A 14,139-nucleotide genomic window follows, 5' to 3' on the forward strand; every position below is an offset into this window, starting at 1 on the left:
GGACAAGGAGACGCGCATGGACGCATTCATGGCCGATGTGATCGCCGGACTCGGCACCAGACCGAAGCGCCTGCCGCCCAAGTACTTTTACGACGCGGCCGGCGCCGAGCTGTTCCTCGCGATCACCGAACTCGACGAGTACTACGTGACCCGGACCGAACTCGACATCCTGCGGCAGAACGCGACCGGGATCGCCGGCCATATCGCCGAGGGCAGCGTGCTGGTCGAGTTCGGCAGCGGCGCCAGCACCAAGATCCGCACCCTGCTCGACGCGCTGCCGCGGCTTGCCGCCTACGTACCGGTCGACATCTCGACCGAGCTGCTGCATCAGGAGGCCGTCGAGCTCGCCCAGGACCACCCGACGCTGCCGGTCTACCCGATCGCGGCCGACTTCACCGCCGATTTCGCCCTGCCCGCCGAGCTGGCCGGCCACCCGAAGGCCGGCTTCTTCCCCGGTTCGACGATCGGCAACTTCGAGCCGCACGAAGCGGCAAACTTTCTGCGTACGGCCGCGCACATCCTCGGCCGCGGCGCGGTCTTCATCGTCGGCGTCGATCTGGAAAAATCGCCGGAGACGCTGCACGCCGCCTACAACGACGCTGCGGGCGTCACCGCCCGCTTCAACCTGAACATGCTGACGCGGCTGCAGCGCGAACTCGGCGCCACGCTCGACCCGGCCGCCTTCCGCCACCACGCGTTCTACAACGCAAGCGAGTGCCGGATCGAGATGCATCTCGTCGCGACCCGGGCGCAGACGGTGCGCGTGGACGGCTGCGTGTTCGAATTCGAACACGGCGAGACGATCCACACCGAGAACAGTTACAAGTACACCACGGCGCGCTTTGCCGCGCTTGCCGCCGGCGCGGGCTGGCAGGTCGAAGCGAGCTGGACCGATCCGCAGGGGCTGATGTCGGTGCAGCTGCTGCGGCACGGCTGACCCGCCCCGCGCGCCGGACTCGCCGCCAGCGGAGCACCCGACATGGCCGAACCGAAGAAGCCCTCGAGCTGGTGGCAGACGCTGCCGGGCGTACTGACGGCACTCGCCGCCGCCGTCACCGCAATCACCGGCCTGGTCGCGCTGCTGTTCCAGTACGGCGTGCTCGGCGGCAAAGCCCCGCCCGGCGCGCCGCCGAGCGGGGTAGCAGCAACGCCGTCGCCGAATCAAGGTGCCACGGCCAGCGCAGCGCTCCCGGCGCCGGCAACGGCCCGCGCCTGGTCCGATGCGACGGCCGTCGTGCTTCACCGCGACGGCACCCTGACCCGCTTTCGCGCCGGCTCGTTCAGCAATTGCATATCGGTCGCTCACGACATTCCGCTCGACTCGGGGCAATCCGTCCCGTTCGAGCGGATGGCCGGTTTCGACGTGCTTCACGCCGACGACCACGCGTCGCCGAATGCCAAGGCCAGACTCAAGATCGAACTCGTCGACGGCACCGTGCTGTCGGGAACGGCCGATGCGAACTGCGACCTGTTCGGCTACAACGAGGTCGGGCGATTCAGCACCTATTACGACCGGATCCGCAGCGTGCGCTTCGAACGCTGATGCGGAAGCGTCGCGCGATCGTCACACCGGCTGGCGCAAGGCCTTACAATCGCAGCTGAACCACTACTCCGGCCAGGCCATGGATTACTTTCCGCTTTTCCTCAATCTCCGGCGCCAGCGCTGCCTGATCGTCGGCGGCGGCGACGTCGCGCTGCGAAAGGCGCGTCTGCTGCTCGCCGCCGGCGCCGAACTGATCGTCGTCTCACCCGACCTCGCCGACGAACTGGCCGCGCTGCGCGACCGTGGCGAGATCACCCATGCGCAACGCGAATTCGACCAGGCCGACATCGACGGGATGCGGCTGGTGATCGCGGCGACCGACGACGAAGCCGTCAACGCGCAGGTGCACGCCGAGTGCGAGGCCCGCAACGTCCTCGTCAACGTCGTCGACACCCCGGAGAAGTGCCGCTTCATCGTCCCGTCGATCATCGACCGCGCGCCGCTGATGGTCGCGATCTCGACCGGCGGCGCCGCACCGGTGCTCGCCCGCCAGCTGCGCGCACGCATCGAAGCGACGCTGCCGCACGGCTATGGCGTACTTGCAAGGCTGGCCGGCGCGCTGCGCGAACGGGTCAAGACCCGTTTCGGCGACGAACGCGCCCGCCGGCGCTTCTGGGAAACCGCCCTCGAAGGGCCTGCGGCCGAAAAGGCGCTGGCCGGCAACGAGGCCGGCGCAATGGCCGAGCTCGAACAGCGCCTCGCGCATAGCGACGCCGCCGCGCTGCAGCGCGGTGCGGTCTACCTCGTAGGTGCCGGCCCCGGCAATCCGGACCTGCTGACCTTCCGCGCGCTGCGGCTGATGCAGCAGGCCGACGTCGTGCTCTACGACAACCTCGTCGCCCCCGCGATCATCGAACTCGTCCGCCGCGATGCCGAGCGGATCTACGTCGGCAAGAAATCGAACAACCACGCGCTGCCGCAGGAAGACATCAACCGGCTGCTGGTCAAACTGGCACTCGACGGCAAGACGGTGCTGCGGCTCAAGGGCGGCGACCCGTTCATCTTCGGCCGCGGCGGCGAGGAAATCGAGGAACTGGCGGCCGCCGGCGTCGACTTCGAGGTCGTTCCCGGCATCACCTCGGCGTCCGGCGCGTCGTGCTACGCCGGCATCCCGCTGACCCACCGCGATCACGCCCAGTCGGTGACCTTCGTCACCGGCCACCGTCGCGGCGACGCGATCGAGCTCGACTGGCCGAGGCTGGTCAGCCCTTCGGAAACCGTGGTGATCTACATGGGCGTGAAGCAGGCACCGCACATCTGCGAGCAGCTGATCGCCCACGGCCGCGATGCCGGCACCCCGGCCGCCATCGTCGAGAAGGCGACGACGGCCGAGCAGCGCGTGCTCACCGGCACGCTGGCGAGCCTGCCGGCACTGATAACCCGGCACGGCATCAAGCCACCGGCGCTGATCATCGTCGGCTCGGTCGTGAGCCTGCACGGCAAGCTGGGCTGGCGCGCCCCTTCGGCCTAGCAACTGTTCAAGCCCGGTTCAGTCAGACAATAAAACAGCGGCTTGGTACGGCCTTCCCGCCGGCGGGTTTTCGGGAAGAAAAGCTACGACTCCCACTCCGGCGATCGGATGGCGACCTTCAGCGGATGGCAGGCAAAAGCCCCGCGCCTTGAGGGGCGCGGGGCTGTTGACGCAGGCAATCGGCTCGACCGGGTGATGGCCTGCACCACCCGCTGACGGCTCATCCGGCAGGATATGCCTGGGTTGATGGCGCCCTGCCCGTGCTACCTGCACGCCCCCTTGTTGCTCCAGAGCGATGGCGTCGTCGCCGGCGCCCAGCCTGCCCCGACATGGGCCACGTGCGATACCGTGGCCTGGTAGCGGACGCCGCCGTATTCGACCAGCGTACCGACCTGATACGCGCTGCCTTCCTGCCACGGTGCCGGACAACTTCCGCCGGACGGCGTCGGCGTCGGCGTCGGAGTCGGAGTCGGAGTCGGCGTCGGCGTCGGCGTCGGCGTCGGCGTCGGAGTCGGAGTCGGAGTCGGAGTCGGAGTCGGAGTCGGAGTCGGAGTCGGAGTCGGAGTCGGAGTCGGAGTCGGAGTCGGAGTCGGAGTCGGAGTCGGCGATGGTGCTGGCGTGGGCACCGTGCTGCAAGTCCCCAGATCCTTCCACGGTTTGCCTTCGCCGGCATTGCCCGCCGGATTTTCGTTCTGCGTCCACCACTTGGCCGAATAGCTGCGCCCGTTGTAACTCACCGTGGCCCCGCCGTTGTACGCGGTGCCGGCCACCCAGGCCGGTGCGGTGCAAGCCGATGGCGTAGGCGTAGGCGTAGGCGTAGGCGTAGGCGTAGGCGTAGGCGTAGGCGTAGGCGTAGGCGTAGGCGTAGGCGTAGGCGTAGGCGTAGGCGTAGGCGTAGCAGTGTATTTTGGCTGCTGCCACAGTCCTGCCACGGCAATCATCGACAGCAGGCGGATCGAGTCCGAATAGTATTCGTTGACCGGCGCCGCCGCGATGCGCGTCCACAAGGCGTTGAGCCAGGCCTGGTTGCCACTCTCGATGGTGGCGCTCACCGCAAACGGCGCCGCAAACGCCATCTGGAAGTACGGGTTCAGCGCGGTGCCGTCCAGCGTGTAGCCGCCGTAAATCCGGCCCGGATCGCCGCCGGTTGCCGTGGTACTGACCCAGCGGTTCAGCGCCTGCAGCAAGGGCAGCGCGCGCGTGTCGCCATTGATCAGGTAATCCAGACTCAGGCGCCAGGGCACGCGGCAGTTGTTCCAGCTGTAATTGCCGTCGTTGGCCCCTTCCAGGAAGCCGGCGGGCGCCGGCCTGTAATCCCCCCCCTGCTTGACGATGAAATCGGGCAGCAAGCCGGTGTTCGGCCCGTGAGCGCGGAACACCGAATCGGCAATGGCGTAGCTCTTGTCGAGCACCGAGCGCCACCGGGCATCGCCGGTTGCCTCGTGAAACGCGCGCAGGTGGTTGAACATCAGGTCCGAACCACGCAGGCCCTTGCCATAGGTCGCATCGGCGTCGCTGACCCAGTCACCGAGCTTGAGCGTCCATTCGGACTGGTTGACCACCTTGTCCATCAGCGCGTTGATGGTCTTGAGGGCTTCGTCGCGATAGTTGATTGCCCCGCCCGAGCCCCAGATCCGGTCGGCCAGCAGCAAGGCATAGGCCGCGTCGAGATCGCCGTCGGTCGCCGAACTCTGGCCGTCGGTATCGACCAGCCGGTTGCCCGACAGCGACTGCGCCCAAGCCATCAGCCACGGGCTGTTGAGCGTCGGGTGGGCACGGTAATAGCGGAACAGCGCGTCGAACGTGGCCCTGGCCTGCGGGTCCCGCGCCGCCATGTGCGTCACCGCCAGCATGCCGAACCCCTGTCCTTCCGACACCACCTGCTTGCCGGTGTCGGCGCCGAACCAGACATAGAGCCGGCCGCCGTCCTGCGGGTCCTGGCGCAGATAGCGCGCCTTCCAGGCCGAATAGGCGGTGTCGACCTGATTGAGCATCTGGTACTGATCGACCACGGCGGGCGTGATCGTGCCCGCTACGTAAGCCAGCGCAGGGCTGGCCGGGAACAGCGCGAACTGGCCCACGGCCAGCATCAGGACAACGGTTCTTTTCAGGCGGGGTAACACCGGATGCGCTCCTCTCGACACGTTTGCCGCGCCCGGTGACCGCACCGGCGCAAGCAAATCAGATTTTGGAAAGCACATTGTCAGTGAACTGGAAAACGGCTCGCGGACCAGACCGACTTCCGTCGGCTTTTGCAGGATGGCCGGGGGCGGTGTCGTTTTTTGCACCGGCGTCGCCATCGCCACACGCCGACGGCACCCGGCCATGGCGTCCCGGCGGGACGGCCTTAAAAGCGGAGATCAGCGAAAGGAAATCAGCAGGTTTCCGGACTCGCGAGGCGTGCCCTGGAAGCCGGCCAGTTGCGCGCCGCGATTTCGTCGGGACGCGGTTCGGGCCGGAGAGCTTCTTAGAAAACAAGAAGGGCTTGCGGCATATGCTCGCAAGCCCTTGCATTTGATTGGTGCGCCCGACAGGGATCGAACCTGTGACATTCAGCTTAGGAAGCTAGTACTTCCACATCCAAGACAGTCTCAGGTTATTTTGAAGATAAAAATAAATCACAACAATTTCAATGAACTAGGCAGATTCATTGTCTCATGAGATCTAGTATCGTCCCATATGAGCGTACCATTTTGTCGGGGTACATGTCGGGGTACAGCTTCCTCCTTGAGGGCATGGGTATGGCAAACGAAAACAGGTTGACCGAAAAAACGCTAAAAGCGATCAAGACCGCACAGCACGGTGAGCGCGTCAATGACGGTGGCGGACTGGTTGGACAAGTACGCGGCAGTGGCAGCGTGAGTGTGTCATTCGTCTACCAATTCCGCAGTCCTGATACCAGCAAGCAGCGTGAAATCGGTTGCGGAGCTTGGCCCGTTGACTCGTTGGCAGAAATCCGCGCACGTCGAAACACCTACCGCGAGCAGGTGCGGAACAAGATCGACCCCATCGAACTACGTCGCCAAAACCAAGCCGACCTCGAAGAGGCGAGACGCCAAGAACATAATCGACGCCTCGCCGCTCAGCGCGAAGCCGATGCCGCCGCCAAAGCCGTTGCTGCCGAAGCCGCCGCACCCACGATGAACACGCTGTTCGCGCAGTGGGATGAGCTACACGGTGCAACATTGGATGCTCACTGGAGGGCCGTCCGGCAATCGCACTGGCGGTGTCATGTCGCGCCTGTTATCGGCCTATTGAAAATCAAGGAAGTGGATACCAAGCCGTTGCTGGATCACCTCGATCGTATGCGGCTGGACGGCAATGCGGTGACAGCAAACAAGGTGCTGACGTTGGTGCGGCAAGTTGCCAAATGGGGCAAAGCGCGAGGTTATGTTGCTTCCGGTAGCCCACTGCTAGAGCTTGATCCGCCAACCAAGTCCAAAGACCCTAAGGCGCAACAGAAGGCCGAGAATTTTGATGCCGCTGCATACCTTGCCAAGCATGGTGATGAAGCCATCGGTGAGGACGGCGAGGACGACAAGGCCGGGCGCGCCTTGAGTTTTGCCGAACTGGTGGAGCTGCTTCACAACAAGCTCCCTGCCAGCACGCAAGCCAACACCGGCAAGTCCATGATCTGCTTCATGCTGGCGACCGGAGTGCGTGGCAACCAAGCTGTGCGGTTACGCTGGAACTGGGTGGTGTTGGAAAAGCGACTCATTATTTTTCCGGCAGGCAGCATGAAGGCACGCAAGATGCATCACGTTCACCTGTCCGACTTCGCACTTGAACAGTTGCAGAAAATGGCCGCGATTCGCACTGGCGACTTCGTGTTTCCCGCGCCAATCAAGGAAAACGACCATGTGTTGCGCTCCAATGTTGGCAACGACATCACCGCCAGACAGTTCTACCGGCAAGACGGAGAGAGAGAGAATGCTTATCAAGCTCGGCTTGCCAAACGTCTGAAGTGCCGACGGGCACGGCAGGACCTTGACCGCTACAACCTAAGCGCGGGTAAGTGGACGCTGTACGATCTGCGCCGCACTGCTGCAACACGCTTATGTGAAGTCACCGGCGCGGATTGGGATACCATCAAGCGCGTGCTGGCGCATGCCAACGATCACGGTGTCACAGCACGCTATGTGCGCTTCTCACAATGGGAGGATCGCTGTGCTGCACTCAACGCGCTGGGTACCGCGCAGGCGGAATGCCAAGCCGGTCAATTGCCCGATGTTGCCAAAGCTAGCAATCAGGTGAGGCTGAAGCAAGCTTAGTTCCAAAAACCCGCCATATTGCGTTTAGCAGTAAGGCGCCGGCCGCTCAGCGACCCACAATCAGTCCGTGCTCTGGTGCGACCCCCTTCATCACTCCCATAATTCCAGAAAATTTCAGCCACATATCACTCAAGCAGAGTAGCCAAGGACTCACGATCCGCGACCATGCGCTGCCTGCAGTGGCACTGATTGCCCTGCTCCCCTCATCCAACCCCGGCCCTGTGCCGGGGTTTTTGCTTTCTGGAGCCCCTCATGTCCCATCTCGTTGAATCCATGGCTTTCGTTCGTGAAGCGCCTTGGCATGGTTTAGGCAATCAGTTGTCGGCACATCAACCCATCGATGTCTGGCAGCGTGAGGCCGGTATGGACTGGTCAATCGATCAGAGCGATGTGCTGTTCAACGTGGCCAGTGATGGCATGCACATCCGTACCCATGCCGATTCGAAGGTGTTGTACCGCTCGGATACGCTAGCACCGTTGTCGGTGGTGTCGAAGCGCTATCAGGTGGTGCAGCCGGCTGAGGTGCTGCACTTCTATAACGACCTGGTTGCGGCTGGTGGTTTCGAGCTCGAGACGGCCGGCGTGCTGAAGGGCGGGCGCAAGTTGTGGGCGTTGGCCCGCACCGGTCAGGATGCGTTGATTCGCGGCGGTGACAAGGTCAAGGCCTATCTGCTGCTGGCGACCAGTTGCGATGGCACCTTGTGCACGACGGCACAGTTCACGTCGGTGCGGGTGGTCTGCAACAACACGCTGCAGATGGTCGTCGGCGATCGCTCCGGTGCGGTGAAGGTGCCGCACTCGACCCGATTCGATCCGGCTGCGGTGAAGGAGGCGCTGGGTCTGGGGCTGTCGGGCTGGGAGGCGTTCATCACCAATATCAAGCAACTGGCGCAACGGCCGGTGTCGGCGATCGAGGCGACGTCATTCTTCGGCGAATTGCTGGACGAGCAGGTGCACGATGTCGCCGGTGTGCCCGCATCCAGGGCGATGCAACAGCTCACTGCTTTGTATAGCGGCGCCGGTATGGGCTCGCTGTTGCCGGGTTCACGCGGTACAGCCTGGGGCTTGCTGAATGCGGTCACCGAGTATGTCGATCATCAACGTCGTGCCCGTTCGCAGGATCATCGGCTGGATTCAGCCTGGTTCGGTCAGGGTGCACAGCTGAAGGGCAAGGCACTGCAGCAAGCAGCGGCCTTGCTGGCCTGAGCCGTCTGCGCTGGAGACGATTCATGCCTTCGACGACATTGCCTGTGCGACTGATCCACTTGCCGCCCAATCTTGCTTATCTCTGTGTGCAGGCCGAACTGCAGCAGCTGCTGGCCCGGCACAGCTGGGGCTGCGGTTTCCGTAGCTTGTCACCGCCGCCGGGTATGTATCTGACCTTGCATCATGGCCGGCATGCCAAAGACGAGGAACTCGACGACTGGGGGTTCGACGGACCACGCATCGGTCCCATCGATTGGGCGCACATCACCTACCTGGATTCGATCAATCTGGGTTTCAGCGATGGTGGCGAGACCGGCCCGATGTACGGCGCCGATCCGCTGCGCTTCGAGCAGGACATGCTGTTTTATGCCGGTTGCTGGTACGGCGACTGGGAGATCCAGTGGTTGGGGGCCAAGCCCGCAGCGTAACCGGTGCGGGCTGTCCTTTGTGTCCTTGGTCTCTCGCTCTTCTTGTTCTCATTCATTGCCCGGCTTTGCGCCGGGCATTTTTGTTTCTGGAGGTGCTATGCGCAATTCATCAGGCCAAGCCTTGCGGCTGGCATCGACGGTCGGGCTCGACCGGGAGCAATGGTTGCAGTTGCGGCTGCGGGGCATCGGCTCAAGCGATGCCGCTGCAGCGGTGGGTTTGTCGCCGTACAAGAGTGCCTTGTCCTTGTGGCTGGAGAAGACCCGGCGCAAGGCGCCGGACGATCTGTCCTTGAAGGAGGCGGTGATCTGGGGGCAAGTGCTGGAACCGGTACTGGCGAACGTCTATGCCGAGCGTACCGGTGCGCGGGTGCGACGGGTGAATGCGGTACTGCAGCATCCGGAGCATCGTTTCATGCTGGCGAATCTGGATCGGGCCGTGGTCGCCGGACCGGACGGTGCGGGGATTCTGGAGATCAAGACCGCCGGTTACCAAAGTGCACCGCAGTGGGAGGATGGCATTCCGGTGGCGTACCAATGCCAGGTGTTGCATCAGTTGGCGGTGACCGGGCATGCCTGGGCCGATGTGGCGGTACTGATCGGCGGGCAGGATTTCCGGATCTACCGGGTGGAACGCGATGAGGAGCGGATCGCCGATCTGGTCGCGCGTGAAGCTGCGTTCTGGCAGTGCGTGGCGTCGGATACCCAGCCGTCACCCGATGGCTCGGCTGATGCGGGCTCGGCGTTGCAGTGGCTGTTTCCGCACGACGATGGTCAGGTGGTGGATCTGTCGGACTCGCCGGAGTTCAACGACATGTTCGCGACGCTGTTGCAGTTGAAGCAACGACGGGAAGCGATCGAGACCCAGGTCGCGGTGTTGCAGCAGCGCATTCAGCACGTCCTGGGTTCGGCGACCGGTGCCTTGTTCAGTACTGGCCGGGTGAGCTGGAAGCGCAGCAAGGATCGCGTTGCTGCGGACATGGAACGATTGTCTACCGAGCATCCCGAGCTGTTACAGCAATACACCAAACCGATCGCCGGAACCCGACGCTTTCTGATCCAACCCACCCGGCCTTGAGCCGGGTTTTTTGTTTATGGAGATTGTGATGATCAAAGGACTCGCGATTACCCCGCCGGTGATCGGGCGGATCAGCATCGGCCATCTGGTCGAGAAGAACGGCAAGTGGCTGCCGGAGAAGGATGACGGTTTCACGTTGACGACGCAGGTGCAGACCCGTGAAGGCTGGGTCTTGCATCCATTGCATCAGCCACTGGCCGAGGCCAGTCCGAACCGGAAACTGCGGGCGATTCCGGTGCGGCTGTTGTTCAACGACAGTGCGCTGAATCTGCGGGCGGAGTTCAGTGCGTTCGACCGGAGCAGCGGTCGGCCGTTGTGTGTCGGCAATGGCGAGTGTGCCAAGCGCGTCACCGGCGAAGGGATCGAGGAGCTGGCGTGCCCGACACCGGAGCACTGCCCGTTCGCCAAGGCGACGGGCTGCAAGCTGTATGGGCGCCTGAACGTGCAGGTCGAAGGTCAGAACGATGCGCTGGGGAGCTTCATCTTCCGCACCACCGGCTACAACTCAGTGCGGACGCTGGCAGCACGGTTGCAGTATTTCGAGGCGGTCAGTGGCGGCAACACCAAGCATCTGCCGTTGATGTTGCGGCTACGGGCCAAGAGCACGACCCAGTCACATCGGGCGCCGGTGTTCTTCGTCGACCTGACCTTGCGAGATGACGACAGCCTGGCCGAGGCGGTGTGCTTTGCCCGGGATGAGGCCTTGCGGCATCAGCAGGCCGGCGTCGATACGGCGCAGCTGGAAGCGACGGCACGCACGCTGTTGCAAAACGGCCAGTTCGAGGACAGCGCCGAGGAGCTACCGCAGGTGCTGGAAGAGTTCTATCCGGTGCAGGACGAAGGGGCTTTGAACGCGACCAGCACTTCGGCAATCGATCAGCCCCTGGCTTCAGGCTGCGCCCCTACTGCAACGAAGCCGGCGCCACGAACACCAGCGCGTTCTACCCGGCTCACTGCCCAGCTCGGCAAGCCGGCCGAACCGACGGCGGGTGCAATGCCCGCCAATGGCTGACTGCCGTTATCGGCAAGGGCACTAACGCTTGCCGAGTCCTTCAGCCAGGCGTTCGACGATCTCCAGTACCAGCGTCCGGTCCTGCGCATCCAGCCGGTCGAGCAAGCGGTCCAGGTGTTGCGCCTGATCCTGCGCCCGCGGGCTGACCTCGTGCAGCAGGTCGGCGATGTCGCAGTCGAAGATCGCTGCCAGTTCGGCCAGTCGCGCCACGGTCGGCATGCCTTTGCCGCGCTCGATCCGCGACACGGCTTCGTTGCCGATCTTCAGCCGTTCGGCGACCTGTTCCTGGGTCAGCCCGGTCGCTTGCCGGCGCCGGGCAATGGCTTTGCCGATGGTCTGTTGCAGGGCCTTGACGTCGATCGCGTCCATCTCACCTCCTGATCAACCTGAATAGTTGATTGCCAACGCGTTGACAGGAAGGTGTTGCAAAGTTGAAATACAACTCAATAGGTTGATATGCAACTTACGTTGCACATCCACTCCCCCACTTTGACTTTGCCTGCGTCCACTCACTTCAATCACTACGAGGGTTTTGACATGTCTGTACAGCAACGACTCCTGAAATCCCTGCTGATCTGCTTCGGGATTTTCCTGTTCATCCACTTGCTCATCCTGTTCAACCCCAATGTCCGGTTGGGCTTCTTCGGTCATCTGGTCTCGCTGCTGGTCGGCAGCGGTTTCACCGCCGTGGGGATGTTCGCCGGCGACAGCTTCCGCCGCTTCGTGCATCCCGACCTGATCATGGCGCGTGACAGCATCGACATGCTGCGCAAGCGGGTCTTCTGGCTGGTCGGGCCGCAAGCGATCGGCTGGTTTGTCGGTTATCTGGCGTACACCGGGTTCATGCGCAACGTCATGGGGCTGGCAATGTGATGCAGCGCCCATTGGAGGATCAAGCGGGAGATCCGACGCATCCCGCCCAGTCGGTCGCCCCATTGCCGGAGGGTGTACCGCTCGCAGAAGCCGTGCTGGCCGATCTGGCCCGACATGTTCGCCTTGATGCCGAACAGTTGCAGGTCTTGCGCGAACGGATCTTCGCCGTCGTGAACTATCAGGCCGTCGTCGGTGTGCTGGGCAAGACCGGCGCCGGCAAGTCGGCGCTGTGCAATGCCCTGTTCGGTCAGGACGAAGTCGAGGTCAGTGCCGTCGACGCCTGCACCCGGGCCCCGCAGGAGCTGACGCTGGCGTATCGCCAGGGCAAGGGCATCGCGCTGATCGACATGCCCGGCGTCGGCGAGAGCCAGGCGCGGGATGTCGAGTATGCGGCGATGTACCAGGACATGCTGCCCGAGCTCGATCTGATTCTCTGGGTCATCAAGGCGGACGACCGGGCCCTGAGTGTCGACGAGCGTTTCTACAACGACGTGGTCCGGCCGTATGCGGCTCGTGCCGGCATTCCGGTGCTGTTCGTGATCAACCAGGTCGACAAGATCGAACCCAGTCACGAATGGAGTTGGCAACAACAGCAACCCGGTCCGACACAGGCCGGCAGCATCCACGCCAAAGTGCTGCGAGTCAGCCAGCACTTCGGCGTGTCCCCCGAGCAGATCTGCACTGTCTCGGCGACGTGGGGGTTCGGCCTGATCGGGCTGCTCGACACCCTCATCCGCACGCTGCCGCAGGAGCGCCGCTGGGGACTGCTGCGTGAAGCCCGCAGCGAGCATGTGTCCGACCAGGCCCGCGAGGATGCCGAGCAAGGGCTGTGGGACACCGTCAAACAGGCGGTGACCGAACTACTCAAGGACAGCGCCGCACTGATCATCGACGGCCTGGCCGCACTGGCGAAGCGCTTGTTCCGCCGGTTGTAGCCCGCCTCTCCGTACCGACCACCGGATCGCGTCGATCCATTTCACACCAGGAGTTCAACATGAAGAGAACGATGCTGGCCAGTCTCGCGCTGGTCATTTCAACCCAGGCCTTGGCATATGGCGAAGATGGACGCTGGTCCTCGGCTTGGGGCCAGGGAACCGACGAGTACACCACAGTCAGTGGTCACAACTCGTTGTATATCGCCTGCAACGACAGTCGTCCGGTCGCCATGATCCTCAAGGCCGGCCAACGCGAGTACGGCAGTTACGCCGGTCGGGATTTCGATCTGCTGATCGATGGCCGTCCCTACCAGACGCCCTACAAGACCGATTCCCGCGCTGGCAGCAACACCTTCTACGGGCTGTGGGATGCACTGCGTAGCGGCAAGACGCTGCAAGCCCGCACCGCAGACGGCATGCTGATCAAGCTCCCGCTCAAAGACGCCGCCAAGGTCCTGCCGGCGACGAAGTCGAAATCGTTCAGCTGCAGCACCGCTTTTTAAGCCGATGCCGCAATCCACCTCGCCATCGTCCCGGGCACCCTGCGTGACCGGTGGCGCCACGCTTCCCATTCTCAGGAACATCCCCATGAAGCCCATCAAGGCCTTGTTGACCACTTCGCTACTGATCGCTTCCGCCATCTCGCTCACGGCCTGCTCCAGCGGCCCTTCCGACAGCGACGCGAAGCAAGCCATCGCATCCACGCTGGCCGACTGCCAATACCTGTCGGTATCGAAATTCGAGAAGGTCAACGGCATCGCCCAGGGCGAGCGCAACTACCAGGTCGACGTCAAATACACGATCGACCTCACCCCGACGCCCGACATCAAACGGTTTGCCAGCGAAACCTACCCTGCATATTTCCAGGCCTTGAAAACCAAGGTGACGCATGCCAAGGAAGTCCGCAGTGCCTGGGATACCGATCAGGACGCCTGGGTCAAAGCGAATCCCGGGAGCCTCGCCAGCGACTTTGAAGTCGCCTACCCTGATCGCTGGAAGGCGTATCAGGCTGTCATCGGCGACGTATTGACCGGCGATCAGCAACTCGAAAGTGCCCCGATCAACGCCAAGCACCAGATGGCCGCCAATCTAGTGCAAGCCTGCCCAGGTCTCAATGCAGCGCTGGTACGGGAGCTCTTCTCTGGCGTCGAGCCGGTCGAACGGTATGCCGAGGACGTCGGGATCGCCTTCACCGGTACGATCCCGATGGTCAAGACCGACAACGGCTGGCAGGCCGCAAGATAGCTGTATCGACGCCCAAGCAAACGGCATAGCCCACCAGCCCTTGGGCTGGTGGGCGGGCTGGTCCAATCATTTTTTGCTGG

Annotated in this window: 14 protein-coding genes; 12 read left to right on the forward strand and 2 right to left on the reverse strand. The window is 63.3% G+C overall.

The window, feature by feature from the left end; all coding sequences use genetic code 11:
• Positions 1 to 16 precede the first annotated feature (16 nt).
• The 3 genes from egtD to cysG all read left to right on the forward strand — a co-directional run bounded on the left by egtD (position 17) and on the right by cysG (position 3,014).
• Positions 17 to 937, forward strand: coding sequence for an L-histidine N(alpha)-methyltransferase (egtD, locus tag BJP62_RS03855; protein ID WP_070526746.1), 921 nt, complete (start codon positions 17 to 19; stop codon positions 935 to 937).
• 42 nt (positions 938 to 979) lie between these two features.
• On the forward strand, positions 980 to 1,543 hold the full coding sequence (locus BJP62_RS03860; RefSeq protein ID WP_070526749.1) for a hypothetical protein: 564 nt from the start codon (positions 980 to 982) through the stop codon (positions 1,541 to 1,543).
• 79 nt (positions 1,544 to 1,622) lie between these two features.
• Positions 1,623 to 3,014, forward strand: a complete 1,392-nt coding sequence (cysG, locus tag BJP62_RS03865; protein WP_070526753.1) for a siroheme synthase CysG — start codon at positions 1,623 to 1,625, stop codon at positions 3,012 to 3,014.
• 263 nt (positions 3,015 to 3,277) lie between these two features.
• Here cysG and BJP62_RS19275 read toward each other — a convergent pair whose 3' ends face one another.
• Positions 3,278 to 5,137 carry a glycosyl hydrolase family 8 gene (locus BJP62_RS19275; protein WP_168163784.1) on the reverse strand — a complete coding sequence of 620 codons (1,860 nt, stop codon included), beginning with the start codon at positions 5,135 to 5,137 and terminating at the stop codon, positions 3,278 to 3,280.
• A gap of 582 nt (positions 5,138 to 5,719) precedes the next feature.
• On the opposite strand from BJP62_RS19275, the gene BJP62_RS03875 reads away from it, so the two are divergent.
• From BJP62_RS03875 to BJP62_RS03895, 5 genes are all read left to right on the forward strand, one after another.
• Positions 5,720 to 7,285 (forward strand): tyrosine-type recombinase/integrase, encoded by a 1,566-nt coding sequence (locus tag BJP62_RS03875; protein WP_168163785.1) that lies wholly within the window; start codon positions 5,720 to 5,722, stop codon positions 7,283 to 7,285.
• Positions 7,286 to 7,537: 252 nt separating this feature from the next.
• Positions 7,538 to 8,491 carry a DUF932 domain-containing protein gene (locus BJP62_RS03880; RefSeq protein ID WP_070526762.1) on the forward strand — a complete coding sequence of 318 codons (954 nt, stop codon included), beginning with the start codon at positions 7,538 to 7,540 and terminating at the stop codon, positions 8,489 to 8,491.
• Positions 8,492 to 8,514: 23 nt separating this feature from the next.
• Positions 8,515 to 8,919, forward strand: coding sequence for a hypothetical protein (locus tag BJP62_RS03885; protein ID WP_145927090.1), 405 nt, complete (start codon positions 8,515 to 8,517; stop codon positions 8,917 to 8,919).
• A gap of 97 nt (positions 8,920 to 9,016) precedes the next feature.
• Positions 9,017 to 9,994, forward strand: coding sequence for a YqaJ viral recombinase family protein (locus BJP62_RS03890; RefSeq protein WP_070526768.1), 978 nt, complete (start codon positions 9,017 to 9,019; stop codon positions 9,992 to 9,994).
• Positions 9,995 to 10,022: 28 nt separating this feature from the next.
• Entirely contained in the window at positions 10,023 to 11,006 is a 984-nt protein-coding gene (locus tag BJP62_RS03895; protein WP_070526771.1) for a hypothetical protein, read from the forward strand.
• A gap of 21 nt (positions 11,007 to 11,027) precedes the next feature.
• On the opposite strand, the gene BJP62_RS03900 is transcribed toward BJP62_RS03895, so the two are convergent.
• Entirely contained in the window at positions 11,028 to 11,375 is a 348-nt protein-coding gene (locus BJP62_RS03900; RefSeq protein ID WP_070526774.1) for a helix-turn-helix domain-containing protein, read from the reverse strand.
• Positions 11,376 to 11,543: 168 nt separating this feature from the next.
• Here BJP62_RS03900 and BJP62_RS03905 point away from each other — a divergent pair, with 168 nt between their 5' ends.
• The 4 genes from BJP62_RS03905 (at position 11,544) to BJP62_RS03920 (ending at position 14,059) form a co-directional block, all read left to right on the forward strand.
• Positions 11,544 to 11,879 carry a hypothetical protein gene (locus BJP62_RS03905; protein WP_083300684.1) on the forward strand — a complete coding sequence of 112 codons (336 nt, stop codon included), beginning with the start codon at positions 11,544 to 11,546 and terminating at the stop codon, positions 11,877 to 11,879.
• On the forward strand, positions 11,879 to 12,814 hold the full coding sequence (locus BJP62_RS03910; protein WP_083300685.1) for a GTPase family protein: 936 nt from the start codon (positions 11,879 to 11,881) through the stop codon (positions 12,812 to 12,814). The genes BJP62_RS03905 and BJP62_RS03910 overlap by 1 nt, the downstream gene beginning before the upstream one ends.
• Positions 12,815 to 12,873: 59 nt before the next feature.
• Positions 12,874 to 13,317 (forward strand): hypothetical protein, encoded by a 444-nt coding sequence (locus tag BJP62_RS18260; protein ID WP_070526779.1) that lies wholly within the window; start codon positions 12,874 to 12,876, stop codon positions 13,315 to 13,317.
• A gap of 85 nt (positions 13,318 to 13,402) precedes the next feature.
• Positions 13,403 to 14,059 (forward strand): hypothetical protein, encoded by a 657-nt coding sequence (locus BJP62_RS03920; protein WP_070526782.1) that lies wholly within the window; start codon positions 13,403 to 13,405, stop codon positions 14,057 to 14,059.
• The last annotated feature ends 80 nt before the right edge of the window (positions 14,060 to 14,139 follow it).

Source organism: Jeongeupia sp. USM3 (genome assembly GCF_001808185.1).
In the GTDB taxonomy this organism is placed as follows: Bacteria; Pseudomonadota; Gammaproteobacteria; order Burkholderiales; family Chitinibacteraceae; genus Jeongeupia.